We start from the raw sequence: 26,221 nt of genomic DNA on the forward strand, positions 1-26,221 counted from the left end.
AGGATTCCTCGCTCGAACACGGCCCGCTGGCCGTCCATAAGATCGTTTTCGTGAGTAGCCATGGTCGACAAACTGACGCATCTGAAACAGCTGGAGGCCGAAAGCATCCACATCATCCGCGAGGTCGCCGCCGAGTTCGATAACCCGGTGATGCTGTACTCCGTCGGTAAAGACTCCGCCGTGATGCTGCACCTTGCGCGCAAGGCATTCTTCCCGGGCAAACTGCCGTTCCCAGTGATGCACGTCGACACCCGGTGGAAGTTCAAGGAAATGTACGCGTTCCGCGACCGCATGGTCGAAGAGCTCGGCCTTGACCTGCTGGTGCACGTGAATCCCGAGGGTGTTGCGCAGGGTATTAACCCGCTCACCCACGGCAGCGCCAAGCACACCGATATCATGAAAACCGAAGGCCTCAAGCAGGCCCTCGACAAGTACGGTTTCGATGCCGCTTTCGGTGGTGCCCGTCGTGACGAAGAGAAATCCCGTGCCAAAGAGCGCGTGTATTCCTTCCGCGATACCAAGCACCGCTGGGACCCGAAAAACCAGCGTCCCGAGTTGTGGAACGTCTACAACGGCAAGGTCAACAAGGGCGAATCGATCCGTGTTTTCCCATTGTCGAACTGGACCGAACTGGACATCTGGCAGTACATCTACCTCGAAGGCATCCCGATTGTGCCGCTGTATTTCGCCGCCGAGCGCGACGTCATCGAGATGAATGGCACCTGGATCATGATCGACGACGAACGCCTGCTCAATCACCTGAGCGATGAAGACAAGGCGCGCATCGTCAAGAAGAAGGTCCGCTTCCGTACACTCGGCGACTACCCGTTGACCGGTGCGGTCGAGTCCGAGGCCACCAGCCTGACCGACATCATTCAGGAAATGCTCCTGACGCGAACTTCCGAACGCCAGGGCCGGGTCATCGATCACGATGGCGCAGGCTCGATGGAAGAAAAGAAACGTCAGGGTTATTTCTAAGGGGTTGTCATGTCGCACGCATCTGATTTGATCAGCGAGGACATCCTCGCCTACCTGGGCCAGCACGAACGCAAGGAAATGCTGCGCTTTCTGACCTGTGGCAACGTCGACGACGGCAAGAGCACCCTGATCGGGCGCCTGCTGCACGACTCCAAAATGATCTACGAAGATCACCTGGAAGCCATTACCCGCGACTCGAAAAAAGTCGGCACCACTGGCGACGACATCGACCTGGCATTGCTGGTCGACGGCCTGCAGGCCGAGCGTGAGCAGGGCATCACCATTGATGTCGCTTACCGCTACTTCTCCACCGCCAAACGCAAATTCATCATTGCCGACACCCCTGGCCATGAGCAGTACACCCGCAACATGGCCACCGGTGCGTCCACCTGTGACCTGGCGATCATCCTGGTCGACGCCCGTTACGGCGTGCAGACCCAGACCCGTCGCCACAGCTTCATTGCCTCGTTGCTGGGCATCAAACACATTGTTGTCGCCATCAACAAAATGGACCTCAATGGTTTCGACGAAACCGTCTTCGAGTCGATCAAGGCCGATTACCTGAAGTTCGCCGAAGGCATCGCGTTCAAGCCGACCACCATGGCCTTCGTGCCGATGTCGGCGCTCAAGGGCGACAACGTGGTGAACAAGTCCGAGCGCTCGCCGTGGTACACCGGCCAGTCGCTGATGGAAATCCTTGAAACCGTCGAGATTGCCAACGACCGCAACTACACCGACCTGCGTTTCCCGGTGCAGTACGTCAACCGTCCGAACCTGAACTTCCGTGGTTTCGCCGGTACGCTGGCCAGCGGCGTCGTGCACAAGGGCGACGAAGTCGTGGTGCTGCCGTCGGGCAAGAGCAGCCGCGTGAAATCCATCGTCACCTTCGAAGGCGAGCTGGAGCACGCCGGTCCTGGTCAAGCGGTGACGCTGACCATGGAAGACGAGATCGACATCTCCCGCGGCGACTTGCTGGTGCACGCCGACAACCAGCCGCAAGTGACCGATGCCTTCGACGCCATGCTGGTGTGGATGGCCGAAGAGCCGATGCTGCCGGGCAAGAAATACGACATCAAGCGCGCCACTACCTACGTGCCGGGTTCGATCACCAGCATCGTCAACCGCGTTGACGTGAACACCCTGGAAGAAGGTCCGGCCAGTTCGTTGCACTTGAACGAGATCGGTCGGGTCAAGATCAGCCTCGACGCGGCCATCGCGCTGGACGGTTACGCGAGCAACCGCACCACCGGTTCGTTCATCGTCATCGATCGTTTGACCAATGGCACCGTTGCGGCCGGCATGATCATCGCTCAGCCGTTGAGCCATGGCACCAGCACGCATCACGGCAAACTGGCGCATGTTGCCACCGAAGAACGCGCCCAGCGCTTCGGCCAGCAACCGGCCACCGTGTTGTTCAGCGGCTTGTCGGGCGCCGGCAAAAGCACCCTGGCTTACGCCGTTGAACGCAAGCTGTTCGACATGGGCCGCGCGGTGTTTGTACTCGATGGCCAGAACCTGCGTCACGACCTGAACAAAGGTCTGCCACAGGATCGCGCCGGGCGTACCGAGAACTGGCGTCGTGCGGCGCACGTTGCGCGTCAGTTCAACGAAGCCGGTCTGCTGACGCTGGCGGCCTTCGTTGCGCCGAGTGCCGAAGGTCGTGAGCAAGCCCGGGAGCTGATCGGCAAGGAACGTCTGCTGACGGTCTACGTCCAGGCCTCGCCGACAGTCTGTGCCGAGCGTGACCCACAAGGCCTGTACGCGGCGGCCGGGGATAACATCCCGGGCGATTCCTTCCCGTACGACGTGCCACTGGACGCCGACCTTGTGGTCGACACCCAGTCGCTGTCGCTGGAAGAAAGCGTCAAGCAAGTGCTGGATCTGCTGCGCAAGCGTGGCGCGATCTAAGCGTTAGCCGCTAATAAAAAACCCGCCGATGAGTGATCATCGGCGGGTTTTTTTGTGTCTTTGAGATCGCCATCGCGAGCAGGCTCGCCCACAGTGGATCTTCGGCGAACACTGAACTTGTGGGAGCGAGCCTGCTCGCGATGGGGCCAGTACAGGCACCTCAAGACTTGGCGGGATACTCGCGGTGCATTTGCGCAAGCAACGCATCCTTGTCCTGCCACATCTGATTGATCCAGCCCTGAAACTGCAAGCGATACTCCCCATCCTGGTCGTAGTTCTTGCCGATGAACTGCGGCGGAATCTTCAGCTCCTGAAAGTGCACCACTACGTCCTTCACGTTCCCACAGAGCAAATCCCAGTAACCGGGACGGCCGGCCGGATAGTGAATGGTCACGTTGACGATCGCTTCCAGCTGCTCCCCCATGGCATCCAGCACAAACGCAATGCCGCCAGCCTTGGGTTTGAGTAGATGCTTGAACGGCGATTTCTGCTGGGCATGCTTGCCATCGGTGAAACGCGTGCCTTCGACGAAGTTGAAAATCCCCACCGGGTTATGGCGGAACTTGTCGCAGGTCTTGCGGGTGGTTTCCAGGTCTTTGCCTTTCTTCTCCGGGTGCTTCTCCAGGTAGGCCTTGGAGTAGCGCTTCATGAACGGAAAGCCAAGCGCCCACCACGCCAGGCCAATCACCGGCACCCAGATCAGTTCTTGTTTGAGGAAGAACTTCAGTGGGCGAATTTTCCGGTTCAGCACGTATTGCAACACCATGATGTCGACCCAGCTCTGGTGGTTGCTGGTGATCAGATACGAGTGCTGATAGTCCAGGCCTTCCAGGCCGCTGAGGGTCCAGCGCGTGTGTCCGAGCAAGTCCATCCAGGCCTTGTTGTTGCTGATCCAGGCTTCGTGGATATGGCTCATCAGCCAGTCGGTAAAACGTTGGGCGGCGGGGAAGGGCAAAAGCAGTTTGAAAATCGCCACGATGAACAGCGGTGTGCAGCAGGCAATCGTGTTCAGCGCCAACAGCAGCGAGGCAATGACGCCTCGCAGCGGTGCAGGTAGGGAGTCCAGCATTTAAAGATCCAAAGGTCGGTTGGCAGCTTGAATCGCGGTCAACGCGATGGTGTAGACGATGTCATCGACCTGCGCGCCGCGCGGCAGGTCGTTCACCGGTTTGCGCAGGCCTTGCAGCATCGGCCCGAGGCTGACGCAATCGGCGCTGCGTTGCACCGCTTTGTGGGTGGTGTTGCCGGTGTTCAGGTCGGGGAACACGAACACTGTGGCGCGACCGGCGACCTGGCTGTTCGGCGCCAGTTGCCGGGCTACCGTTTCGTTGGCGGCGGCGTCGTATTGCAATGGGCCGTCGATCAACAGCGAGTTCTGTTGTTCATGGGCGAGCAACGTCGCTTCGCGCACCTTCTCGACTTCTTCGCCGCTGGCCGATTCACCGCTGGAGTAGCTGATCATCGCCACGCGCGGGGTGATGCCGAAGGCGGCTGCCGAGTCGGCGCTTTGCAGGGCGATCTCGGCCAGTTCGCTAGCGCTCGGGTGCGGGTTCATCACGCAGTCGCCGTAGACCAGAACCTCTTCGGGGAAGAGCATGAAGAACACTGATGACACCAGCGTGCAGCCCGGCGCGGTCTTGATCAGTTGCAGGGCCGGGCGGATGGTGTTGGCGGTGGAATGAATGACCCCGGACACGAGGCCGTCCACTTCATCCAGCGCCAGCATCATGGTGCCGATCACCACGGTGTCTTCCAGTTGCTGTTCAGCCATCGGCGCGTTGAGGCTTTTGGTTTTGCGCAGGGCGACCATCGGCTCGACGTAGCGCTCGCGTATCAGGTCCGGGTCGAGGATTTCCAGCCCCGGCGGCAGCTCGATGCCTTGGGCGCGAGCCACGGCTTCGACGTCCGCCGGTTTCGCCAGCAACACGCAACGGGCAATGCCGCGCGCCTGACAGATCGCTGCGGCTTGCACGGTCAGCGGCTCGCTGCCTTCGGGCAGGACGATGCGTTTGTTGGCAGCCTGGGCGCGCTGGATCAGTTGATAACGGAACACCGCTGGCGACAGGCGCATTTCCCGTGGCGTGCCGCAGCGTTGGTGCAGCCATTTAGCGTCGAGGTGGCTGGCAACGAAATCGGTGATGATCTCCGCGCGCTCGCGGTCGTCGATCGGGATTTCCTTGTTCAAACCGTTCAACTGGTTGGCGGTGTCGTAGGAACCGGTGCTCACCGACAACACCGGCAGGCCCGCCTGCAACGCACCACGACAGAGGTCCATGATGCGCGGGTCGGGCAGGGTGTCGCTGGTCAGCAACAGGCCGGCCAGTGGCACGCCGTTCATGGCGGCGAGGCTGACGGCGAGGATGATGTCGTCGCGATCACCGGGCGTCACCACCAACACGCCGGGCTTGAGCAGCTCCACGGTGTTACGCACGGTGCGGGCGCATATGATGATATTGGTCATGCGCCGGGTTTCGTAATCACCGGCATTGAGAATCTGTGCGCCCATCAGGTCGGCGACGTCACGGGTGCGCGGGGCGTTCAATTCCGGCTGGAACGGGATGCAGCCCAGCAGACGGAAATCGCCACTGCGCAGCAACGGCGAATGCTCTTTCAAGCGCGAGGCGAAGGCCTCCATGCTCTCGTCGGTTTTGACCTTGTTGAGGATCACGCCGAGGACTTTCGGGTCTTTGGGGCCGCCGAACAATTGCGCCTGCAATTCCACTCGGCCGGACAGTTCGGTCAGCACCTCATTTTCCGGTGCCGAGACCAGGATCACTTCGGCGTCGAGGCTTTTCGCCAAATGCAGATTGACCCGTGCGGCGTAACTGGCGCTGCGGGTCGGGACCATTCCTTCGACGATCAGCACATCCTTACCGACTGCCGCCTGCTGATAGAGGGTGATGATTTCTTCGAGCAACTCGTCCAGCTGACCGTCGCCGAGCATGCGCTCGACGTGCGCCAGCCCGAGCGGCTGAGGCGGTTTCAAACCGTGAGTGCGCGCCACCAGTTCAGTGGACCGTTCAGGCCCGGTGTCACCCGGATGCGGCTGGGCAATCGGTTTGAAAAAGCCGACCTTGAGGCCGGCCCGCTCAAGGGTACGTACCAGCCCGAGGCTGATGGAGGTCAGACCCACACCAAAATCGGTGGGCGCGATAAAAAAAGTTTGCATGCGGATTCTCTGGAGGTGCATGGCAATGGTGAACGCCTATGACTGGCCTTCTACCGAAATTCAGTCGCCAAGGTTAGCGCTAACCGAGCCTTGTGCGCACCAACCGCAATCAAAGGGCTGGCCTATTTTTTCATTACGCAGCAAAGGGTCCAGCACCCAGGCTCGGGATTGCCACGGTGGCTGGTGCCGCAGGTGCTGGGTGTGACCGCAGGAAAGCTCGGCCACCCAGTGCCCGTCCTCATCTTGATGGAAGCCTGTGACCGTCGAGCCTTTCGCCGTCATCCGTCTGTCCGGGTTGTGTTCGCTTTCGGGCGATTGCTTCGCTAAACTTGGCCATTCTTCATTCTTATGCAAAAGGTCTCGCCCCATGCTGATCGCCGCCAATAAGGCTGTCTCCATCGACTATACCCTGACCAACGACGCTGGTGAGGTCATCGACAGCTCCGCCGGCGGCGCGCCGCTGGTCTACCTGCAAGGCGCAGGTAACATCATTCCGGGCCTGGAAAAGGCACTGGAAGGCAAAACAGTCGGCGACGAGCTGACCGTAGCCGTTGAACCTGAAGATGCCTACGGCGAATACGCTGCCGAACTGGTCAGCACCTTGAGCCGCAGCATGTTCGAAGGCGTCGACGAGCTGGAAGTGGGTATGCAGTTCCACGCATCCGCTCCGGACGGCCAGATGCAGATCGTCACCATTCGCGATCTGGACGGCGACGATGTCACCGTCGACGGCAACCACCCATTGGCCGGTCAGCGTCTGAATTTCCAGGTCAAGATCATCGACATCCGTGATGCCAGCCAGGAAGAAATCGCTCATGGTCACGTCCATGGCGAAGGTGGCCATCACCACTGATTTTCTGCGCTAAGCTTTCGAGAACTGGAGAGGCGCCCGAGGGGCGCCTTTTTTAGTCCGCGGCTGTCCCTGGTGACACCGCCAAGTGGCTGTTTCGAGAAGAACACGGGAATCTGGAGTTCGTCATGAGTGCTTTTCACGACCTTAAATTGACAGGCCTGGATGGTCAGGAGCTACCTCTGGCGCCCTTCAAGGGGCACGTCGTGCTGGTGGTTAACGTCGCCTCCAAATGTGGCTTGACCCCACAGTACGCGGCGCTGGAAAACCTCTACCAGCAATACAAGGACAAAGGCTTCAGCGTACTGGGCCTGCCGTGCAACCAGTTTGCCGGGCAGGAACCGGGTACCGAGCAAGAGATCCAGGCGTTTTGCAGCCTCAACTACGGCGTGAGTTTTCCGTTGTCCAGCAAGCTGGAAGTCAACGGTCACGATCGTCATCAGCTGTACCGTCTGCTGGCGGGCGAGGGTGCTGAATTTCCTGGTGACATTACCTGGAACTTCGAAAAATTCCTGCTGGGCAAGGATGGTCGCGTGCTGGCGCGATTCTCGCCGCGCACGGCGCCGGATGATCCGACTGTCGTTCATGCGATCGAAAAAGCCCTGAGCTGAACCAAAAAATCGCAGCCACTGAGCTGCGATTTTTTATGCCTGCCTTTTGAACCTTAATCACCGCAATCAATAGTGCTGTGCTTCGCTTGCCGCTCCGCATATTATCGCCGTCATAAAATCTATGTCCCGTCGATACCGTTTTCGTGGAGCGTCCCATGCCCGTCAAAGCCCTGTTCAAACCGTTCCACCTCGGCACCCTCGAACTGCCGACCCGCGTCGTCATGGCGCCGATGACCCGCTCGTTTTCGCCGGGTGGCGTGCCCAATTCCAAAGTGATCGAGTACTACCGTCGTCGCGCCGCTGCAGGTGTGGGTCTGATCATCACCGAAGGCACCACCATCGGGCACAAGGCTTCCAACGGTTACCCGAACGTCCCGCATTTCTACGGTGAAGCGGCATTGGCCGGCTGGAAGAAAGTGGTCGACGCGGTGCATGCCGAGGGCGGCAAGATCGTTCCTCAGCTGTGGCATGTCGGCAGCGTGCGCCGCATCGGCACCGAGCCGGACGCCAGCGTGCCGGGTTACGGTCCGTCGGAGAAATTGAAGGACGGTCAGGTCGTGGTTCACGGCATGACCCAGCAAGATATCCAGGACGTGATCGCCGCATTTGCCCAGGCCGCCAAAGACGCCCAGAGCATCGGCATGGACGGCGTGGAAATTCACGGTGCCCACGGCTACCTCGTGGACCAGTTCTTCTGGGAAGGCAGCAACCAGCGCACCGATGAATACGGCGGCAGCCTGGCCAACCGTTCGCGTTTTGCCATTGAACTGATCCAGGCTGTGCGTGCCGCGGTCGGTGAAGGCTTCCCGATCATCTTCCGCTTCTCGCAGTGGAAACAGCAGGATTACACCGCGCGCCTGGTGCAAACACCCGAAGCGTTGGGCGAATTCCTCAAGCCGTTGTCCGACGCCGGCGTGGATATTTTCCACTGCTCGACGCGTCGTTTCTGGGAGCCGGAGTTCGACGGTTCCGAGCTGAACCTGGCCGGCTGGACCCGTAAGCTCACCGGTAAACCGACCATCACCGTGGGCAGTGTCGGCCTGGATGGCGAGTTCCTGCAGTTCATGGTCAACACCGACAAGATCGCGCAGCCGGCCAGCCTGGAAAAACTGCTGGAGCGTTTGAACAATGATGAGTTCGATCTGGTGGCCGTCGGTCGTGCGCTGCTGGTGGACCCGGACTGGGCGCAGAAAGTGCGCGACGGCCGTGAAGAAGACATTCTGCCGTTCAGCCGTGAGGCGTTGATGACGCTGGTTTAAGCGGCGCTTGGCAGGGCCCTTTCGCGAGCAGGCTCGCTCCCACTTTCAACCGAGTTCTACCTGAAGAATGCGGTCAACTGTGGGAGCGAGCCTGCTCGCGAAGGCGGACTCAAGAACACTGAAGAATCAGAGTACCGTCGGTGCATTCGGCAGCACTTGCTCACCAACACAAGCCCCGCGCAACTGCCCCTCAAACTGCTCGATAATCGCTGCCCACCCTTGGCGACTCGCATGCTGACGCGCATTAAGCCGCACGCAGCGCAAGGTTTCGCGCTCCTCCAACAGCCAGCACGCCGCATCGCAAAACGCCTCTTCGTCCCCCGGCATCGCCAGTACGCCGTTGTAGCCATGGCGAATGTGCTGAGCCGCTGCTGCCTGATCGTAGGCCACCACCCCCAAACCCGACGCCAGTGCCTCAAGCACCACGTTGCCGAACGTCTCGGTCAGGCTTGGAAACAGAAACACATCTCCCGACGCATAGTGACTGGCCAAGGCTTCACCGCGTTGAGAGCCACAGAAAATCGCCTCGGGCAGTTCCTTCTCCAGGACCACTCGTTGCGGGCCGTCGCCGATCACGATCAACTTCAGGTTTTTCTGTGGATAAGTCGTGCGCAGCCTGTCGAAACTGCGCTTGAGCAAACCGAGATTTTTCTCCTGGGCCAAGCGACCTACATGGATGACGGCAATGTCACTATCGGCCAGACCCCACTGTTCGCGTAGCGACGTCAGCCGCTTGCTCGGGTGAAACAACTGGCTGTCGACCCCACGCGACAGCAACGCCAGGCGCTCGAAATGACGGCGCTCCAGTTCCATTCGTTGACTCACGCTCGGCACCAGGGTCAGCGTCGAACGATTGTGAAACCAGCGCAGGTAGTGGGTCAGCAATCGCGTCAGCAGTCCAAGCCCATACTGACTGGAGTACTGCTGAAAATTAGTGTGAAAGCCGCTGACCACGGAAATCCCCAAGCGCCGCGCCGCGCGCAACGCGGACAATCCCAGCGGTCCTTCCGTGGCGATGTACAGCACGTCCGGCCGATGACGCTTCCAGCGCCGCAGCAGCTTGTGCATCGATGACTGACCCCATTGCAAGCCGGGATAACCCGGTAGCGGCCAGCCCCGACATAGCAACAACGCATCATCGCTGCCCTGCTGCTGATCGCAACCCTGACGCGGTCGCACCAATTCCACCTGATGCCCGCGCGCGCGCAAGCCGTCACACAAGCGACCGAGGGTATTGGCCACTCCGTTGATTTCGGGAGGGAAGGTTTCGGTGATCAGAGTGATATGCAGAGCTGTCGTCATGACCTCAGTGTCGGCTGAGGCCATGTCGTCAGTGTGACGGTGGGATGATGAATTTGTGACCGAGTCAGCGCTGGACTACCAGGTTTTCCGCGCCGCGTTCACGCACCCAGAACAAGGTCGCACCTGCCACGGCGGCCGGCATCATCAGGATGTTGACCACCGGAATCAGCAGCACCAGATAAACACTGCCGCCGAAACTCATGCTCTGCCAGCGCTTCTCGCGCAGCCAGGCGAGCATCTCGTTCCAGCCGAGTTTGTGGTTATCCGCCGGGTAGTCGATGTACTGGATCGCCATCATCCACACCCCGAACAGCAGCCACAGTGGCGCAGCGATGATGTTCACCACCGGAATGAACGAGAGGATGAACAACCCGATGGCGCGAGGCAGGAAGTAGCCGAGTTTGCGCATCTCGCGGGACAGGGTGCGGGGGATCATGGCGATCAGTTCGCCCCAGCTGAAGGACGGGAAGTCGTCGGTCCCGCGCACCACCACTTCGACTTTCTCGGCGAGGAAGCCGTTGAATGGCGCGGCGATGACGTTGGCGAGCATGGTGAAGGTGAAAAACACCATCAAAACGACAAGCACGACGAAAATCGGCCACAGGATGTAACTGAGGAAACTCAGCCAGTCGGGCAGCGACGGCATCAACGTATCGACCCATAGGCTGAATTGATGGCTGGCCAGGTAGATCAATCCGACGAACAGCACCAGGTTGATTACCAGCGGCAACAGCACGAACAAACGCAGGCTTGGGCTCAGGACCAACTTGAGGCCTTCGCGCAGGTATTGCGGGCCGGACAGAACGGGGGCGGGCATAACGTGCTCCGAGCAAAGGGGAAACGCGCCGACCTTACCGGCTTTGCCTGACGGGCGAAAGCGCGGCAGCAGCATCGACATTAACTGTAACAAAGGCGCCTATGCATCCATCGTGATGGGATAGAGACCGCCTATGAGCTGGATTGTTAAACCGTATTTCCTTAATCTTCGCCCCCTCGATACGCTGCACCCCATACTTTTTACAGGACTGTCGAGCTCAAGCCTTCCCCAAGTGCTTTCAACGGTCCTTTTTTATTCCCGCCGGCAACCCGGCGTTCCGCGCCAGAAGTTTCGGGCCGGTCAACAGGAGCAGGTCATGTCTGAAGTCCGTCATTCGCGAGTGATTATTCTCGGTTCCGGCCCTGCCGGTTACAGCGCCGCAGTCTATGCCGCCCGTGCCAACCTCAAGCCACTGCTGATCACCGGCATGCAAGCCGGCGGTCAACTGACCACCACCACCGAAGTCGACAACTGGCCTGGCGACGTCCACGGCCTGACCGGCCCGGCGCTGATGGAACGCATGAAAGAGCACGCCGAGCGCTTTGAAACCGAAATCGTCTTCGATCACATCAATGCCGTGGACTTCGCTGCCAAGCCGTACACCCTGACCGGTGACAGCGCGACCTACACCTGCGACGCCCTGATCATCGCCACCGGCGCCAGCGCTCGTTACCTGGGCCTGCCGTCGGAAGAAACCTTCATGGGCAAAGGCGTTTCGGCCTGCGCGACCTGCGATGGTTTCTTCTACCGCAACAAGCCAGTGGCCGTGGTCGGTGGCGGCAACACCGCTGTTGAAGAGGCGCTGTACCTGGCCAACATCGCCAGCAAGGTCACCCTGATCCACCGTCGCGAAACCTTCCGCGCCGAGAAGATCCTGATCGACAAGCTGAATGCCCGGGTTGCCGAAGGCAAAATCGTCTTGAAGCTGAACTCGACACTGGACGAAGTCCTGGGCGACAACATGGGCGTGACCGGTGCCCGCCTGAAGAACAACGATGGCAGCTTCGACGAGCTGACCGTCGACGGCGTGTTCATCGCCATCGGCCACACCCCGAACACTTCGTTGTTCGAAGGTCAGCTGACGTTGAAAGACGGCTACCTGGTTGTACAGGGCGGCCGTGACGGCAACGCCACTGCCACCAGCCTCGAAGGTATCTTTGCTGCCGGTGACGTGGCTGACCACGTTTACCGTCAGGCCATCACCTCGGCCGGCGCTGGCTGCATGGCGGCACTGGACGCCGAGCGCTACCTCGACGACCTGCAGAACGCTTGATTCTGATTCTGTAGAAAACAAAAAACCGGCTTCGGCCGGTTTTTTTGTACTTGCAGAAATGTCCGATCAACCCTGTGGGAGTGAGCCTGCTCGCGATAGCGGTGTGTCAGTCGACAACAATGTCTAATGATAAATCGCTTTCGCGAGCAGGCTCGCTCCCACAGGGGAAATGTTGTGCTCTCAGCCCTTCAGCCGCTCCTGGACGAAGTCCATGACCTTCAACGATTGATAGATGGCATTGGCGGCAATCCGCCCGAACGGTCCGCCGTTCCAGTCCAGCAAGTACGGTTTGAACAGCTGATAACGCGTACTTTCCCCGCACACCGCTTCGGCGATGACCCTGCCGCCAATCGAGCCGGTATTCAAACCATGGCCACCAAACGAGGTGCAGGCCCAGACGCCCGGTTCGAGCAATCCCAGGTTGGGCATCTTGTTGGTGGAGTAACCCATCAGGCCGGACCAGGCCAATTCGATGTTGACCGGGGCCAGTTGTGGATAGACCGACACCATGTCGGCCTTGAGCATGGTGGCGAGGGCCTTTTCGTTCTGTTCGTTGCGGGTGGTGATACGTCCGCCCCAGAGCAGGCGGTCGCCTTCGACCACTCGGTAGTAATCCGAGGCGCGGCGGTCGTCGGAGAACGCGGCGCCGGAGTCGAGGACGTTTTTGATCGAGTCGCCCAAGTGTTCGGTCAGCACCACGTAGGTCGCGATGGGCAGGTAGGCGCGGCTGAGTTTTTGCAGTTCCGGGCCGCCGTAGCCGCCAGCGCAGAACACCAGGTCCTGGCAGCACACGGTGCCGTGAGCGGTCTGGACAATTTTATCGACGCCTTCGTGATGCCAGGCCAGCATTTTTGAGTGTTCGAAAATCTGCCCTCCAGCCGCTTCGATGGCGAGGGCCAGGCCCAGGCAATAATTCAGCGGGTGGAAGTGCAAGGCGTTGGGGTCTTCGACACCCTGGAAATAGCGCAAGGTGTGCGCGCGTTCGCGAACCTGGGGAGTGTCGAGGAAATTGAGTTCATAGCCAAAGTCGCGGCGCATGGTCTCGATATGGTTTTTCACCTCGGCGCTGTCGTCGTAACGCTTGACCCGGATCGTGCCTGCCGATGGCGCGCAACCGGCCAGAGCCAGTTCGGCAATGTTGTGGCGGACGATCTCGACGCCCTCGACCGACATTTGGAATAACGCCTTGGCCTGTTCCAGCCCGAGTTTCTTGCGTATCGCTCCCGAACCCTCAGCCCAGCCTGGTGAGACCACGCCACCGTTCCGACCGGACGCGCCCCAGGCGACTTGCTGGGCTTCGAGGACGATCACGCGTTTACCGCGCCGGGTCAGCTCCAGGGCCGCGGTAAGGCCCGCGATCCCGGCGCCGATGATGCAGACGTCGCAGTTTTCGTCAGTGCGAAGTTCGGATCTGGCCGCGCGGGGCAGCGAGGTTTGGGAGTACCAGGTGGTGGGGAAGGACATGGTCAATCCTTGAGAAATTGCTTTTTGTGGGAGTGAGCCGGCTCCGGGCGGCGTTCCGACGATGGCGGTCTCACATTCAACATTGATATTGAATGTTATGGCCTCATCGTCGGATCGCCGCCCGGAGCCGGCTCGCTCCCACAGGGGAGGGGGGTTATTTGATGGTCGAGTAGTCGACGCCGTACCACTTGTCCGACAGTTTGGTCAGCGTGCCGTCCTTGTGCATCTCGCCGATGATTTGACCGAGCCTGGCCTTCAATTCCGCGTCACCCTTGTCGGTGGCAATGGCCAGGGGTTCGTAGAACGCCACTGCATTGTCGACGGCCCGCAGCGGGTAACCGCTCTTCACTGCTGCGTCCAGTGTGCTGCGTTGAGTGAGGATGGCGTCCAGCCGGGTACCGTCACCCAGGCGCAGGTCGTCCAGCGGTCCGACGGAACCGGAGTAAGTCTTCATTTTTGTGGTCTTTACGTCATAAACGACAGGGGGCACGTCAGTGGTTTCAATGGCCAGCGCCTGGCTGAAATAGTCCTCGGACGTGGTGCCGCCTTCAACACCGATCGTTTTGCCATTGAGCGCTTTGTGGTCGGTGAGGGTGGATTTGTTGTGAACCGCAAACACGTAGGGCACGTAGTAATAGGTCGCGGGGAAATCGAGAATTCGCGCGCGACTTTTGGTGGCGGTCATCGAGCCCACGGACATGTCCCAGCGCCCGTTCCACTTGCCGGCGGTGATCACGTCCCAGTCAGGCGTGATGAACTTGACGGCGACGCCGAGACGCTTGGCGATCTCTTTGGAAACGTCGATGTCAAACCCGTCGATTTCGTTCTTGTCGTTGATAAACCCTTGGGGAGGCCAGGTCGCTGACGTGGCGACGGTCATTGTTTTACTACTCTGGATTTTGTCCAGAACGGCTCCGGCGTTGGCGGCGCCGACGAACACCAGCGACATTGCGGCTGCGATTACGTGTTTTTTGCTGACCATGTCCATCTCCACTTATCGTTTTTGTTATGAAGGGGCAAAGCGATGCTCAGTGACCAATGATCTGCGACAGGAATTTCTGTGCGCGTTCGGTTTGCGGGTTGTTGAAAAACTCGGAAGGGGTGGCTTGTTCGATGACCTGGCCCTGGTCCATGAACAGCACGCGGTCGGCGACCTTGCTGGCAAAACCCATTTCGTGGGTCACGCAAATCATGGTCATGCCGTCGGTGGCCAACTCGCCCATTACGTCCAGCACTTCGTGGACCATTTCCGGATCGAGGGCCGAGGTTGGCTCGTCGAACAGCATCACTTTGGGGTTCATGCACAGCGCCCGGGCAATCGCCACGCGCTGCTGCTGGCCGCCGGACAGTTGCGAAGGGTACTTGTCGGCGTGTTCGGCAATGCGTACCCGTTCCAGGTAAACCTGAGCGCGCTTTTTTGCCTCGGCGCTCGACACGCCTTGCACCAGTTGCGGGGCCAGGGTCAGGTTGTCCATTACGCTTAAGTGTGGGAACAGGTTGAAGCTCTGGAACACCATGCCGATTTCCCGGCGCACCGCGCTGACACTTTCTGCCTCGCTGGTGAGGGTGATGCCGTTGACCTGAATGTGGCCTTTCTGGAAATTCTCCAGGTGGTTGATGCAACGAATCATCGTCGATTTGCCCGAGCCCGACGGCCCGCACACTACAAGGATTTCGCCCGTGGCGACGTTCAGGTCGACATCGCGCAACGCGTGAAAATCGCCGTACCACTTGTTCAGGCCGGTGATGGAAATCATCGAAGGGCTGGCCTGCGCAACAGGTGCCAGGTCGAGTCGTTCTGCCGTAGTCATCACTCATCAACCCCTTGCAATGGATCGGTTGACCCGTTTTTCGATCCGCGCCTGCACCCGTTCGAGGATGAACGACAGGGCCCAGTAAATCATCGCGGCGGTGATCAGCATTTCCAGGTGACGGAAATCCGCGCGGCCCTGGGTCTTGGCCAGGTACATCAATTCCCAGACGCCGATCACCGACACCAGCGAACTGTCCTTGAGCATGGCGATGAACTGGTTGCCGGTGGGCGGGATGATCACCCGCAAGGCTTGCGGCATGATCACCCGGCTCAGGGTCTTGAACGGGCTGATGCCCAGGGCTCGTGAAGCCTCCCACTGACCCACCGGAATGCTCTGGATGCCTGCACGAAAAATCTCGGTCATGTAGGCGCCGTAGCACAGCGACAACGCGAGGATGCCGGCCGGCACGGCGTCCACCACATAACCCAGTTGCGGCAGTCCGAGGTAAATCAGGTAGATCTGGATCAGCAGCGGAACACCGCGAAAAAACGAGGTGTAGAACGAGGCGATGGCATTGGCCAGGCCGTTGTTCGACAGCTTGGCCACGGCGCCGATCAACGCCAGCACGAAGGCAATCACGATCGCCACGGCGGAGATGTACAGCGTGGTCGCGGCGCCCTGGATGATCAGGAAACCGATCTTGTCGAGGATGAAGCTGTAGGAAAGGTCGAAGGTGTCGAAGAACGCCAGGAACAGGATCAGCAGTTCGATCCATACCACGGTGGTCTGCACCTTGAATTTCAAGCGTCCGAGGACGTGAAAGTTCAGCGTGCCCAGTGCAGCAATCGCCAGGCCGATGGTGATATTGCGAGCGGTCAGGCTGTCCGGGGCATTGCCCAACAGTGGATGCAGGAAATGACTGAGGGCGCTGTTACCCAGGTTCATCAGGTAGGAGCCGAGAAACAGCACCACGGCTACGCCAAGCAGGAATTGAGGATCATTGGACTTTTTTTTATAAATTATATTGTCGTGATACATGAATGCCTCAGGCTTGTAGGGGGTAGTAATCTCGCTTGGTAAAAGGGGTATTGGGTGAGTATTGCGACGCGAAATCGGGGACTACAAGCGAACATAATTCGCTATGTCAGTCCCGGATCGCAGTTTGCTTTTCAGGAAAGCTTCGCCAGGCAGGCCTCGAGAATATCCAGGCCTTCTTCCAGCACCGCTGCCTCAGTGGTCAACGGCGCCAAAAGCCGAATGATGTGGCGCGACTTGCCGCTGGGCATCAGCAGCAAACCCGCGTCTCGTGCCAATGCGAGCAGTTGTGTCAACTGCGCCGATGCCGGTGTGCCGTCGGCATTGGCCAATTCAATACCGCGCATCGCGCCAACGCCGGTCAGGCGGCCCAGAAACGGGGACAGCTTGTTGGCGCGCCAGGCCTCGTAGCGGCTGACGATGGCTTCTTCCTGTTGCGAGCACCAGGCGTGCAGGTTCGCATCGGTCATCTCGTCCAGGGTTGCCAGTGCCGCGGCGCAGGCAATCGGGTTGCCCGAATAGGTGCCGCCCAGTCCGCCCTTGGGCAAGGTGTCGAGCAGCGACTTGCGCCCGACCACAGCACCCAGTGGTATGCCGCCAGCAATGCTTTTAGCGAGCAGGATCAGATCGGGCTCAATACCCAGTCGCGAAAATGCAAAGCGCTGGCCGGTGCGACCGAAGCCGGACTGGATTTCATCAGCGATCAGCAGGATGTTTTTTTCATCACAGAAGCGACGTAGCGCCTGGGCGAACTCCACGTCCAGCGTCAGGAAGCCCGATTCGCCTTGCACCGGCTCGACGATAAAACAGGCGACGTCATCGACGTCGATCTCGACGCTGAACAGCCGGTCCATGGCTTTTAGAGCCTCGGCGCAGGTCACGCCGTTGTCCTTGCTCGGGAAAGGCAGGTGAAAAACCGGACCCGGCAGCACGCCGACTTTCTGTTTGTAGGGCGCGACTTTGCCGTTGAGGTTGAGTGTGGCAAGGGTGCGGCCATGGAAGGCGCCGTCGAAGGCGATGACGGCCGTGCGACCGGTGGCACCACGCACGATCTTCAGGGCGTTTTCCGCTGCTTCCGCGCCGCTGTTGGTGAGCATGCCGCTGACCGGGTACTCCACCGGAATAAACGCGGTGAGACGATCCATCAGTTCGAGGTAGGGCACATGCGGGGCGGCGTTGAACGCGTAGTGGGTCAGCCGGGTGGCTTGTTCGCGAATGGCCTCGACGATGCGTGGATGGCAATGGCCGAGGTTCAATACACCGATGCCGCCGACGAAGTCGATGTAGCGTTTGCCATCGGTGTCCCAGACCTCGGCATTTTTGCCGTGGCTGAGCGTGACGGGATGAACGATGTTGATCGACTGGCTGATGGTTTCGCTGCTCATGGATGACCGACTCTGAAGAAGGGATGCTTCTTTTTATCTAAGCCGTGAGCAGTGGTGCCCGGCAAACGAAATAAAGTTGCCGGGTCAATCTTAAAAGTCGGGATGTGTTGCGCCCCTTGCTGGAGCATGGCTTGCCAGCGATGGCGTTCTTGAGATCGCCATCGCCTGTAGGAGCACGGCTTGCCGGCGATGGCGATCTCCAGGGCGCTATCGCCGGCAAGCCGTGCTCCTACTGTTTATTCAGCGGCGGTTCAGCGGTTGCTGCGAGAACTTCACGCCAGCCAACCCATGAGCAATCAGCGCGCGGATATTACCGTGGTCACTGCCCTCAGGCGTTGCCACCACCGAACGATAATGCTCGCCGAACGCCAACAGCGCTTCTTCATCGCTCAAGCCTTCCAGCAGCGCCAGGCCCAGGGTCTTGCACGAACCTTCGTTCTGCCCGGCTGCGTTTTCCACGCCGCCGTTGTTGAAAGCCTGAGGCTGATAGTCGTAGCCGGCGGCGATGAAGGCCAGGGTGTCGGCAAAAACGTGTTCGCCGCTCTTGAGGCTGGCGCGCAGGGTGTTCAAATCACTCATTGGGTTTTCCTTTGGCGAACGCCGCTTGTTGTTCGGCGTTGGCTTCTTGCTGGTATAGGGCTTTCCACTCGGCGTACGGCATGCCGTAAACCACTTCGCGGGCGTCATCGAGGCTGACTTCGATCTGGCGTTCATCGGCAGCGGCCTTGTACCACTTGGACAAGCAGTTACGGCAGAAACCGGAAAGGTTCATCAAGTCGATGTTCTGCACATCCTTGCGGCTGTCCAGATGGGCGACCAGCCGGCGAAAGGCGGCGGCTTCGAGTTCCAGGCGTTGTTGATCGGTCATGGCGGGCTCTGTGCAATCAAATCGTGGGGCGGATGATAAAAGTCTGACGAGCAATGTGCCAGACGCGGTCAGCGGCTCGCGGCGAGGGTAATCGATACCGACTCGGCGAAACGCAGGGCGTGGGGCTTGTCGACTTCGACCTCGGCGTACAACACCGAGTCGTTGGCCATGACCAGATCGAGAATTTCCTGAGTCAGGCGTTCGAGCAGGGCGAAGCGATTGCCTTCCACGTGGGCGATGATCGCCTTGGTGATGGTGCGGTAGTTCAGCGCGTGATCGATGTCGTTGTCACGCACCGCTTCCTGAGCGGCATACAGGATGGTCAGGTTGATCTGCACATCCTGCTTGTTGAGGATTTCATCCTCGTTGATCCCGATGAAGGTCCGCAGGCACAGGTTCTTGACCCGTATGCGTGCCGTTCCTGGTTGAAGTTGTGGCATTGCTACTTGCTCCGTCCAATCAATTGCAGGAACTCCTGGCGGGTATTGCTCGACTCGCGGAAGGCGCCGAGCATCACCGAGGTGTTCATGGTCGAATTCTGTTTCTCGACGCCGCGCATCATCATGCACATGTGCTTGGCTTCGATGACCACCGCGACGCCCGCCGCGCCGGTCACTTGCTGTACAGCTTCGGCGATTTGCCGAGTGAGGTTTTCCTGGATTTGCAGGCGACGGGCGAACATGTCCACCAGTCGTGCAATCTTCGACAGGCCCAGCACTTTGCCCGTTGGAATATAAGCCACATGGGCCTTGCCGATGAAGGGCAGCATGTGATGTTCGCAGAGCGAGTACAGCTCGATGTTGTCGACGATGATCATTTCATCGTTGTCGGACGCGAACAGCGCGCCGTTGACGATCTCTTCGACACTTTGCTCATAACCACGGCAGAGGTACTGCATGGCTTTTGCCGCGCGAACCGGGGTGTCTTGCAGACCTTCGCGGTCGGGGTTTTCACCGAGGCCGATGAGGATCTCGCGGTAGCTCTGGGACAGGGCGTTCTGGTGCAGGGATAACGTCATGGAACATCCTCGCGGGGGCCGCTTATTTGATGTGCCGTCCGCCGTTGACGGTCAGGGTCGTGCCGGTGACATAAGGGTTGTCGAGCAAATAACGCAGGCTCTGGTAGATCACTTCGCTGCCGGGTTCTATGCCCAGCGCGGATTTGGCGAGTGCCTTGGCGCGGTACGCCGCGTCGTCGTCGGGGTTGAACATTAGCAGGGCTGGCGCGATACCGTTGACCTTGATTGTCGGCGCGTATTTCGCGGCGAAGGACAGGGTGAGGCTGTCGAGCCCGGCTTTGCTGGCGCAGTAGCCAATATGCTTGCTGCTGCCCTTGCGGGTCACGTCGTCGCTGATGTGCACGATGTCGGCGGGGCTTGAACGTTGCAGCAAGTCGGCACAATGCAGATTGATCAGATAGGGCGCCAGCATGTGGACGTTGAACATGCGGATGAAGGCTGCGGCGTCGGTGTCCGGGGTTTCGGCCAGCCATTCGGAGGCGTTGTGGACGATTGCCCGCAGGCTGTCGGTGTGGTTTTTCAGTTCGCTGATAAACGCGAAGATCCCGGCCTCAGTGGAGAAATCTGCAAACACCGCGGTTGCCCCCAGGTCGCGCAAGACTTGCACGCCGGGGCGCTCACTGCGGTAGCTGAAGATCACCGGCTGGCCATCCTCGAGCAAACGCTGCGCACAGTGCAGGCCGACACGTTGGCCGGCACCGGTGATGAGGATTGGAGCTGCGAAAGAGGTCATGAACGGCTCGCGTCGCGGTAAGAGCAAAACTATACCAGCGACGTGGGGCATTCACCTCTACCGCGTAGGAGCAATGCTTGCTCGCGATGAACGATGACGCGGTTTCACAAAAAGACCGGGTTGTCTCAATCGCGGGCAAGCCTTGCTCCTACAGAGATCAGTGATTTTGGGGGGAGGGTGCAGCGGGCAGCGGCCGTTGCGGCGTGGTGTTCAGCCAACTGGCCAGCAGGCGGGTCGACAGCGGAATGAAGAAGTAGACCATCAGTGGGGTCAGGCACAAGGTGCTGATGAACACCCGGCTCAGCAAACCCATGTCGCTCAGCAACGGCCCGAGGACAAAGTTGAACAGCAGGGAAACCGGAAAGAATGCCAGCCAGATCGCCACAGCCTGTTTCCAGCGTGGTGGTCGTTGGCCGGCCGCGCCGAACCAGCCTTCGATGCCGCTGACTCGGTGTTCCGTTGGATGGGCAAACAAGTCACTGCCGCGTGCCAGCCATGCGGTACGCGAGGCGGAATGCTCCCAGGCGTGCAAAGTCTGCTCGTTCGCGAAGCGGAAAATAATCTGGAATTCGTCATCGTCGGGCGGCGGAGCAAGCACGCCAGAGCCGAGATAGCCGGGAAAATCAGTGGCCAGTTGTTCGCCTTCGTGCAACCAGGCGATCAGGTCTTGATAGCGCCCATCGGCGACGCGGCGCGCAACCATCAGCGTGACGGGTGAGGTAGACATTGTGTATCTCCGTATGACAATCGCGTCGCTCCGGGTAGGAGTTTCGCCAGGCGCAGCGCCGGGGTGTTGGACTGCGTCTTGGAACAAGCAAGGATTATTCCTGATTCGGTCGGGTACGTCAGTGATAGTCGCCGCGATCAACGTCTTGAATGGTGTGGGGGGAGGAGAGTTAGAATGGGATCCAATTTATACATGGGCGTAGAATTAAATGCCTGTCCTGACTGACGTTGTCCCTGGATTGCAGCCCAGTCTTCCACTCGAGCAGGAAGAACTGTTTCCGATTCGCGAAGTGTCGCGCCTGACAGGGGTCAACCCAGTGACGCTACGAGCATGGGAACGCCGCTATGGACTGATCCAGCCCGCGCGCACCGAAAGTGGGCACAGACTGTATTCGTTGACCGATATCGATCGTGTCCGCAGCATCCTTGGCTGGATTGAGCGTGGTGTTGCTGTCAGTAAAGTCGGCAAGGTCCTGGCCAGGATTGCGCCGCTTCAGGCCCTGTCACACATCATCCCCAATGAACTCGTACACGCTGACCACACGCAATGGCAGCAGCAAGTTCAGTCGGCGGTGAGTGCCTTTGATGAGGTTCAACTGGAGCAGGTCTATGGACAGATCTTTTCCAGTTATCCCCTGACCATCGTGTTTCAGGACATTCTGCTTCCACTCTGGAAGCAACTGCGCCAGCGCCATGAAGCATTCGGCCAGGCCAGTGAGTGGCTTTTCCTGGATGGTTTTCTGCGTTCTCGAGTGTTGCAACGCCTGCTGCTGGTGCGTGTCCTGCAACCGCGACGGGTGATTGTCTGCGCCCTGAGCGATCAGTGTCGTGAACTCGATGTGCTGGTAACCGCGCTGTTTTTGAGCAGTGTCGATTCGGCTATTCAAGTGTTGGCTATCGGTCAGCCATTCGATGAATTAGCGCTGGTCTGCGAAAGAGTCAAGCCCCAGGCGCTGGTGCTGATTTCCAATCACGCGCCTGCGCTCGAGTTGCCGCGGCGACTGAAGCGCCTGGCCTTGAGCCTTGACTGTCAGTTGTTGCTGGCGGGGGATGCGTCCGATCTGGTGCAGGAAAGCCTGGCGGGATCGTCGATTGGATGTCTGGGTAACGAAGGTTCGGTCATGCGTCAGCGTTTGAAACAGTTCCTGACAGGCAATTTGGACACCTGAATCAGAGATGCATGGCCGGATGCGTCAGCCGATGCTGTTGAAGGATGTACTGACGCAGACGCTCGGTTTCGTCTTTGTCATCCTGATTCAACTGATAGGCATAGAACCCGTTCTCGGTTTCTCTTTCGAAGGTGCCGCGCAACGCGATGCGCTCGTAGCCAGACGGGCTGAACCACAAGGCGAAATGTTTTGGCGGCTTGGTCTTGTTGCGAACTTCCAGCAAAACCCCTTTGAACGACACTTCGTGCACCCACATCGTACCGGACTGGCCACTGGCATTCTCCAGTGCAACCGGTTCTTCGAGTACCAGACGCCATGGCCGGACCATCGGTCCGTCTTCATAGATGCTGGGAACGCCAAGGCGTAAATGCATTGCGTGAAATTCGTCTTCCACCAGGTGCAGCGGGAAAGTCATTTGCTGATTTTCGAAGTTGGCCTGGATGGTGACTTGCTCATGAGCGGCAAGGCGCGTGAGCAGGTCACGGATCTGTGAACCACCGTTGACGAGCAGGCTCGACGTCGCATCCCGTACATTGAGTTGCGGGTTGTGTTGCATTTTCTGGATAAAATCCAGCTCATCCTGCGTCAGGAGTGCGTCGCGTTGCATGATCTGCTCGACAGAAAAAATTACGAAGTCACCGGTGATTGTAGTTAATGACAATCAATTCTTCGTTTTGTTTTTGCCGTTCGTCGCTTTTAGTGCGGCAAGCTCGGTCTGGACCTCGGCCAGTTGCGCTTCCAGCTGCGCGACTCGCTGCTGCGCCTTGACCTGAAGAGTGACGTCTTTCTGCACACCGATGAAATAAGTTTGTCCGTCATCAGGGTTTTTCATCGTCGAGAGGGACAGTTCGTTCCAGAACGGCGTGCCGTCCTTGCGATAATTTCTGAGGATTTCCCGGCAGGAACCGCCACTGCTCAACGCTTCGCGAATCAACGGGAGAGCTTCCTGGTCGCGGTCCCCTGACTGAAGAAAACGGCAATCCTGGTAGAGGATTTCTTCGCTGGTGTAACCCGTCAGGCGTTCGAATGCCGGGTTGACGTAAATCAGGATGTTGTCCTGCTCGCCTTCCTTTTCGGCAATCACGATGCCGTCGTTGGAAGCGTTGATCACCATTTGCAGCAGTTGGGCGTTAATCATCGGAGAGTCCTTTCCAATTTGATTGTGGGATGCATTCTAAAAGAACATTGAGAACTTTCTACTGGTCACCCGGGTTAATTGAGAGTCAATCGCAGCTTTTTTGCCACGGCTGTTAATATCCCCGTCTTTTTACTCAGCTTCAGGATCAGATTGATGAAAGTCGCCATCCTTTCCGGCTCGGTGTACGGCACGGCTGAAGAAGTCGCCCTCCACGCCGCAACTATTTTAAAAACAGCGGGTTTCGAAACCTGGCACAACCCGCGTGCGAGCCTCGCCGATGTTCAGGCCTTTGGCCCTGAAGCCTTCCTGGCGGTGACCTCGACCACCGGCATGGGCGAGTTGCCGGACAACCTGCAACCGTTGTATTTCGCCATTCGCGATCAGTTGCCGGCGGCCTGGCGTGGCTTGCCGGGCGCCGTGATTGGTCTGGGCGATGCGAGTTACGGCGACACGTTTTGCGGCGGCGGCGAGTTGATGCGCGAATTGTTCGGCGAACTGGGCCTGCGCGAAGTCCTGCCCATGCTGCGCCTGGACGCCAGCGAAAGCGTGACGCCGGAAACCGACGCCGAGCCTTGGCTGGCGGAGTTGCTCAGCGCTCTGCGGGGTTGACCGGCCGCTCGCGCAGCAAGGCGAGCCAGGCTTGCGCGGCTTTTGACAAGTACGCGCCCTGACGCCAGATGAAGGCGATATCCCAACGCAGATAGCTCGGCGCGTTCAAGGTCAGGCGCACCACGCCTGGCCGCACCAGCCCGCGAGCCACCACGCGCGGCAACAGCACCACCCCTTGACCGGCCGCCACCAGCGCCGCAAGAAAGTCAGCCTGACCGCTGCGACCACCTTCCTTCGGCGTAAACCCCAGTTGCTGGCAGGCTTGCAGCAAGCGGTCGTTGAGCACGAAGCTGCGCTGATACAGCAGGAATGGCGTGTCGGCCAATTCCTCCAGCCCAATCACAGTCTTCGACGCCAGCGGATGATCGGCCGGCAGCAGGGCGTCCAGCGGTTCATCGCAGAAAGGCTGGAAGGCGAACTGAGGGTCCTTCGTCAACAGGCTGCCACCCAGTTCCAGCTCTCCACTCAAAACGGCCTGTTCGATGTTCAGGCTCCCGCCCTCAAGCAATTGAATGCTGATGTTGGGGTAGCGTCGCCGATACTCGGCGAACAGTCCGGCGAACAGCGCGTCGCTGCCCAGTAGCGGCAAACCCAGGCGCAATTCCCCGCGGGCCAGTTGGCTCAAGTCATCCAGCTCACTGAGCAGTTCGTTGCGCAGTCGCAACATGCCTTCGGCCCGTAGAAGGACCACGCTGCCGGCGGCCGTCAGCCGCAGCTGTGAACCCTGTCGTTCAAGCAGCGCGGTGCCCAGGCTCTGTTCCAGCTGAGCGACCTGTTTGCTCACCGCCGATTGACTGATGTGCAAGGTCTTGGCGGCTTGAGTAAAACCGCCCTGATGCATGACCTCGACGAAGCTGCGTAGTTGTTTGAATTCCATCTACATGATTCCATTTTGGAATGGCTTCGAGTCTAACAATTCGCTTCGGGTATGGCAGCCCGCTCCTTAAAATGAGCACCTGTGAGGACCGAAGGCATGAACGCATCAACCTTAAAAAAATTGGCTCGACTGGCGACCGAATTGGCCGTGCTGCTGGCCATCTACCTGCTCGGCTGCCAGATGGCCGTGTGGTTTGCCTGGCCTATTCCCGGTGGTGTCATCGGCATGGTGCTGTTGCTGCTGGCGTTCGCTTTAGGTGTGGTCAAACCGGCAGCGCTGCAAATGGGCGCCGGCCTGTTGATGGCCGAGATGCTGTTGTTCTTCATTCCTGCGCTCATGAGCCTGCTCGATTACGGCGGCCTGCTGCGCAGCGACGGTTGGCGAATTTTGCTGGTGATCGGCGTCAGCACGCTGATGGTGATGCTGGTGACCGCCTTTACCGTGGAACTGGTGGTGCGGTTGAGGAGGTCTCGTGAAGCTTGAGCTGATGCCGATGTTCTGGCTGGCCTTCACGCTGCTGGCCTATCTGTTCAGTCGCTGGATCTATCGGCGCACCGGGCGCTATGTGTTGTCGCCACTGATTCTGGTTCCAGCCTTGCTGTTGGCACTCGCTGTGCCGCTGCACACCGCGTATGCCGAATATTCGAGCAACACCCATTGGCTGATGTTGGTGCTGGGGCCGGTTACCGTCGCTTTTGCAGTACCGATCTGGCAGCAGCGGCAGATGCTGATGCGGCATTGGTCGGCGTTGTTGCTGGGGATGCTGGCGGGCAGCGCGGCGTCTATCGGCAGTTCGTTCGGGTTGGCCAAGGCGCTGGCACTGGACAGTTCGGTGACGATGTCGCTGGTGCCGCGCTCGATCACCACGCCTTTTGCCATGCCGCTGGCCCATGACCTGGGCGGCGTACCGGAACTGACCGCGGTGTTTGTGATGTTCACCGGGGTGTTCGGGGCGATGCTCGGCGGCATTCTGCTCAAGTGGTTGCCCCTGCGCAGTGCCTTGGCTCGAGGGGCGCTGTTTGGTGTCGGTGCTCACGGTGCCGGGGTCAGTCGAGCACATGAAGTGGGGGGTGAAGAGGGCTCGGTGGCGGGGTTAGTCATGGTTCTGACGGGGCTGCTGAATCTGTTCGCCGCACCCTTGTTGGCGGCAGTACTTTGACATGGATCCACGTTCATCGGCGTACTGACTCGCTAGGCCATCAAGCTGGCTGCCAATGCAACTACACGATCCCCGGGGCGTGACTAGACTGGAGTAACGTCGGTAAACAATAGAAACCC

At 59.3% G+C, this 26,221-nt stretch carries 29 protein-coding genes; 10 read left to right on the forward strand and 19 right to left on the reverse strand.

What is annotated here, in order from left to right:
* Nucleotides 1-60: 60 nt before the first annotated feature.
* Together cysD and cysN are read left to right on the forward strand one after the other, a co-directional pair.
* Nucleotides 61-978: a sulfate adenylyltransferase subunit CysD gene (cysD, locus tag IB252_RS21300; RefSeq protein WP_030128620.1), complete on the forward strand. Its 918-nt coding sequence runs from the start codon at nucleotides 61-63 to the stop codon at nucleotides 976-978.
* 9 nt (nucleotides 979-987) lie between these two features.
* Entirely contained in the window at nucleotides 988-2,886 is a 1,899-nt protein-coding gene (gene cysN / locus IB252_RS21305; protein ID WP_046045871.1) for a sulfate adenylyltransferase subunit CysN, read from the forward strand.
* 160 nt (nucleotides 2,887-3,046) lie between these two features.
* Here the strand turns inward: cysN and IB252_RS21310 are convergent, their stop codons facing one another.
* The 3 genes from IB252_RS21310 to IB252_RS21320 are packed head-to-tail and all read right to left on the reverse strand — an operon-like array spanning nucleotide 3,047 to nucleotide 6,454.
* On the reverse strand, nucleotides 3,047-3,955 hold the full coding sequence (locus tag IB252_RS21310) for an acyltransferase (protein WP_111450395.1): 909 nt from the start codon (nucleotides 3,953-3,955) through the stop codon (nucleotides 3,047-3,049).
* A complete protein-coding gene (gene pta / locus IB252_RS21315; RefSeq protein WP_008150719.1) occupies nucleotides 3,956-6,055 on the reverse strand; it encodes a phosphate acetyltransferase in 2,100 nt (699 codons plus the stop codon).
* Nucleotides 6,056-6,115: 60 nt separating this feature from the next.
* On the reverse strand, nucleotides 6,116-6,454 hold the full coding sequence (locus tag IB252_RS21320) for a DUF3565 domain-containing protein (protein WP_192410162.1): 339 nt from the start codon (nucleotides 6,452-6,454) through the stop codon (nucleotides 6,116-6,118).
* On the opposite strand from IB252_RS21320, the gene IB252_RS21325 reads away from it, so the two are divergent.
* The 3 genes from IB252_RS21325 (at nucleotide 6,423) to IB252_RS21335 (ending at nucleotide 8,775) form a co-directional block, all read left to right on the forward strand.
* Nucleotides 6,423-6,908, forward strand: coding sequence for an FKBP-type peptidyl-prolyl cis-trans isomerase (locus IB252_RS21325; RefSeq protein WP_008150718.1), 486 nt, complete (start codon nucleotides 6,423-6,425; stop codon nucleotides 6,906-6,908). The genes IB252_RS21320 and IB252_RS21325 overlap by 32 nt on opposite strands.
* A 125-nt stretch (nucleotides 6,909-7,033) precedes the next feature.
* Complete coding sequence (locus tag IB252_RS21330; RefSeq protein WP_008150716.1) at nucleotides 7,034-7,516, forward strand: glutathione peroxidase; 483 nt, start codon at nucleotides 7,034-7,036, stop codon at nucleotides 7,514-7,516.
* 155 nt (nucleotides 7,517-7,671) lie between these two features.
* Entirely contained in the window at nucleotides 7,672-8,775 is a 1,104-nt protein-coding gene (locus IB252_RS21335; protein ID WP_192410163.1) for an NADH:flavin oxidoreductase, read from the forward strand.
* 126 nt (nucleotides 8,776-8,901) lie between these two features.
* On the opposite strand, the gene IB252_RS21340 is transcribed toward IB252_RS21335, so the two are convergent.
* Both IB252_RS21340 and cysZ read right to left on the reverse strand, forming a co-directional pair.
* Nucleotides 8,902-10,101 carry a glycosyltransferase family 4 protein gene (locus IB252_RS21340; protein ID WP_111450393.1) on the reverse strand — a complete coding sequence of 400 codons (1,200 nt, stop codon included), beginning with the start codon at nucleotides 10,099-10,101 and terminating at the stop codon, nucleotides 8,902-8,904.
* 40 nt (nucleotides 10,102-10,141) lie between these two features.
* The gene (cysZ, locus tag IB252_RS21345; protein ID WP_134096678.1) at nucleotides 10,142-10,894 is read right to left on the reverse strand and encodes a sulfate transporter CysZ; all 753 of its coding nucleotides are present in this window, start codon (nucleotides 10,892-10,894) and stop codon (nucleotides 10,142-10,144) included.
* A gap of 316 nt (nucleotides 10,895-11,210) precedes the next feature.
* Between cysZ and trxB the strand changes: the two genes are divergently transcribed.
* Nucleotides 11,211-12,167, forward strand: coding sequence for a thioredoxin-disulfide reductase (gene trxB / locus IB252_RS21350; protein WP_111450392.1), 957 nt, complete (start codon nucleotides 11,211-11,213; stop codon nucleotides 12,165-12,167).
* 180 nt (nucleotides 12,168-12,347) lie between these two features.
* Here the strand turns inward: trxB and IB252_RS21355 are convergent, their stop codons facing one another.
* The 11 genes from IB252_RS21355 to IB252_RS21405 form a co-directional block, all read right to left on the reverse strand.
* Nucleotides 12,348-13,631 (reverse strand): NAD(P)/FAD-dependent oxidoreductase, encoded by a 1,284-nt coding sequence (locus IB252_RS21355; RefSeq protein WP_192410164.1) that lies wholly within the window; start codon nucleotides 13,629-13,631, stop codon nucleotides 12,348-12,350.
* A gap of 154 nt (nucleotides 13,632-13,785) precedes the next feature.
* On the reverse strand, nucleotides 13,786-14,613 hold the full coding sequence (locus IB252_RS21360; protein ID WP_192410165.1) for a transporter substrate-binding domain-containing protein: 828 nt from the start codon (nucleotides 14,611-14,613) through the stop codon (nucleotides 13,786-13,788).
* Between the two features lie 46 nt (nucleotides 14,614-14,659).
* The gene (locus IB252_RS21365; protein ID WP_132834042.1) at nucleotides 14,660-15,388 is read right to left on the reverse strand and encodes an amino acid ABC transporter ATP-binding protein; all 729 of its coding nucleotides are present in this window, start codon (nucleotides 15,386-15,388) and stop codon (nucleotides 14,660-14,662) included.
* 60 nt (nucleotides 15,389-15,448) lie between these two features.
* Entirely contained in the window at nucleotides 15,449-16,423 is a 975-nt protein-coding gene (locus IB252_RS21370) for an amino acid ABC transporter permease (RefSeq protein WP_192410166.1), read from the reverse strand.
* A 131-nt stretch (nucleotides 16,424-16,554) separates the two neighbouring features.
* The gene (locus IB252_RS21375) at nucleotides 16,555-17,805 is read right to left on the reverse strand and encodes an aspartate aminotransferase family protein (RefSeq protein WP_192410167.1); all 1,251 of its coding nucleotides are present in this window, start codon (nucleotides 17,803-17,805) and stop codon (nucleotides 16,555-16,557) included.
* A gap of 240 nt (nucleotides 17,806-18,045) precedes the next feature.
* A complete protein-coding gene (locus IB252_RS21380) occupies nucleotides 18,046-18,384 on the reverse strand; it encodes a HopJ type III effector protein (protein ID WP_008150702.1) in 339 nt (112 codons plus the stop codon).
* Entirely contained in the window at nucleotides 18,377-18,673 is a 297-nt protein-coding gene (locus IB252_RS21385) for a DUF1244 domain-containing protein (protein WP_111450387.1), read from the reverse strand. Before IB252_RS21385 ends, IB252_RS21380 begins: the two co-directional genes overlap by 8 nt.
* Before the next feature lie 68 nt (nucleotides 18,674-18,741).
* A complete protein-coding gene (folX, locus tag IB252_RS21390; RefSeq protein ID WP_192410168.1) occupies nucleotides 18,742-19,113 on the reverse strand; it encodes a dihydroneopterin triphosphate 2'-epimerase in 372 nt (123 codons plus the stop codon).
* A gap of 2 nt (nucleotides 19,114-19,115) precedes the next feature.
* A complete protein-coding gene (folE, locus tag IB252_RS21395) occupies nucleotides 19,116-19,691 on the reverse strand; it encodes a GTP cyclohydrolase I FolE (RefSeq protein ID WP_008150696.1) in 576 nt (191 codons plus the stop codon).
* A 22-nt stretch (nucleotides 19,692-19,713) separates the two neighbouring features.
* A complete protein-coding gene (gene folM, locus IB252_RS21400) occupies nucleotides 19,714-20,424 on the reverse strand; it encodes a dihydromonapterin reductase (protein ID WP_111450386.1) in 711 nt (236 codons plus the stop codon).
* Between the two features lie 157 nt (nucleotides 20,425-20,581).
* On the reverse strand, nucleotides 20,582-21,151 hold the full coding sequence (locus IB252_RS21405) for an antibiotic biosynthesis monooxygenase (RefSeq protein WP_111450385.1): 570 nt from the start codon (nucleotides 21,149-21,151) through the stop codon (nucleotides 20,582-20,584).
* A 208-nt stretch (nucleotides 21,152-21,359) separates the two neighbouring features.
* Here IB252_RS21405 and IB252_RS21410 point away from each other — a divergent pair, with 208 nt between their 5' ends.
* Entirely contained in the window at nucleotides 21,360-22,319 is a 960-nt protein-coding gene (locus tag IB252_RS21410; protein WP_192410169.1) for a MerR family transcriptional regulator, read from the forward strand.
* A 1-nt stretch (nucleotide 22,320) separates the two neighbouring features.
* Here IB252_RS21410 and IB252_RS21415 read toward each other — a convergent pair whose 3' ends face one another.
* Together IB252_RS21415 and IB252_RS21420 are read right to left on the reverse strand one after the other, a co-directional pair.
* Nucleotides 22,321-22,926: a hypothetical protein gene (locus tag IB252_RS21415; RefSeq protein WP_111450383.1), complete on the reverse strand. Its 606-nt coding sequence runs from the start codon at nucleotides 22,924-22,926 to the stop codon at nucleotides 22,321-22,323.
* 54 nt (nucleotides 22,927-22,980) lie between these two features.
* Nucleotides 22,981-23,457: a PAS domain-containing protein gene (locus tag IB252_RS21420; RefSeq protein ID WP_008150687.1), complete on the reverse strand. Its 477-nt coding sequence runs from the start codon at nucleotides 23,455-23,457 to the stop codon at nucleotides 22,981-22,983.
* A 153-nt stretch (nucleotides 23,458-23,610) separates the two neighbouring features.
* Here IB252_RS21420 and IB252_RS21425 point away from each other — a divergent pair, with 153 nt between their 5' ends.
* The gene (locus IB252_RS21425) at nucleotides 23,611-24,066 is read left to right on the forward strand and encodes a flavodoxin (RefSeq protein ID WP_192410170.1); all 456 of its coding nucleotides are present in this window, start codon (nucleotides 23,611-23,613) and stop codon (nucleotides 24,064-24,066) included.
* On the opposite strand, the gene IB252_RS21430 is transcribed toward IB252_RS21425, so the two are convergent.
* Complete coding sequence (locus IB252_RS21430) at nucleotides 24,047-24,943, reverse strand: LysR family transcriptional regulator (protein WP_192410171.1); 897 nt, start codon at nucleotides 24,941-24,943, stop codon at nucleotides 24,047-24,049. The two genes, IB252_RS21425 and IB252_RS21430, sit on opposite strands and share 20 nt — an antisense overlap.
* A gap of 96 nt (nucleotides 24,944-25,039) precedes the next feature.
* Here IB252_RS21430 and IB252_RS21435 point away from each other — a divergent pair, with 96 nt between their 5' ends.
* Together IB252_RS21435 and IB252_RS21440 are read left to right on the forward strand one after the other, a co-directional pair.
* A complete protein-coding gene (locus IB252_RS21435) occupies nucleotides 25,040-25,426 on the forward strand; it encodes a CidA/LrgA family protein (protein WP_134096671.1) in 387 nt (128 codons plus the stop codon).
* Complete coding sequence (locus IB252_RS21440; protein ID WP_033057889.1) at nucleotides 25,416-26,102, forward strand: LrgB family protein; 687 nt, start codon at nucleotides 25,416-25,418, stop codon at nucleotides 26,100-26,102. Before IB252_RS21435 ends, IB252_RS21440 begins: the two co-directional genes overlap by 11 nt.
* Nucleotides 26,103-26,221 lie beyond the last annotated feature (119 nt).

Source organism: Pseudomonas sp. PDM10 (assembly GCF_014852295.1).
GTDB lineage: Bacteria > Pseudomonadota > Gammaproteobacteria > Pseudomonadales > Pseudomonadaceae > Aquipseudomonas.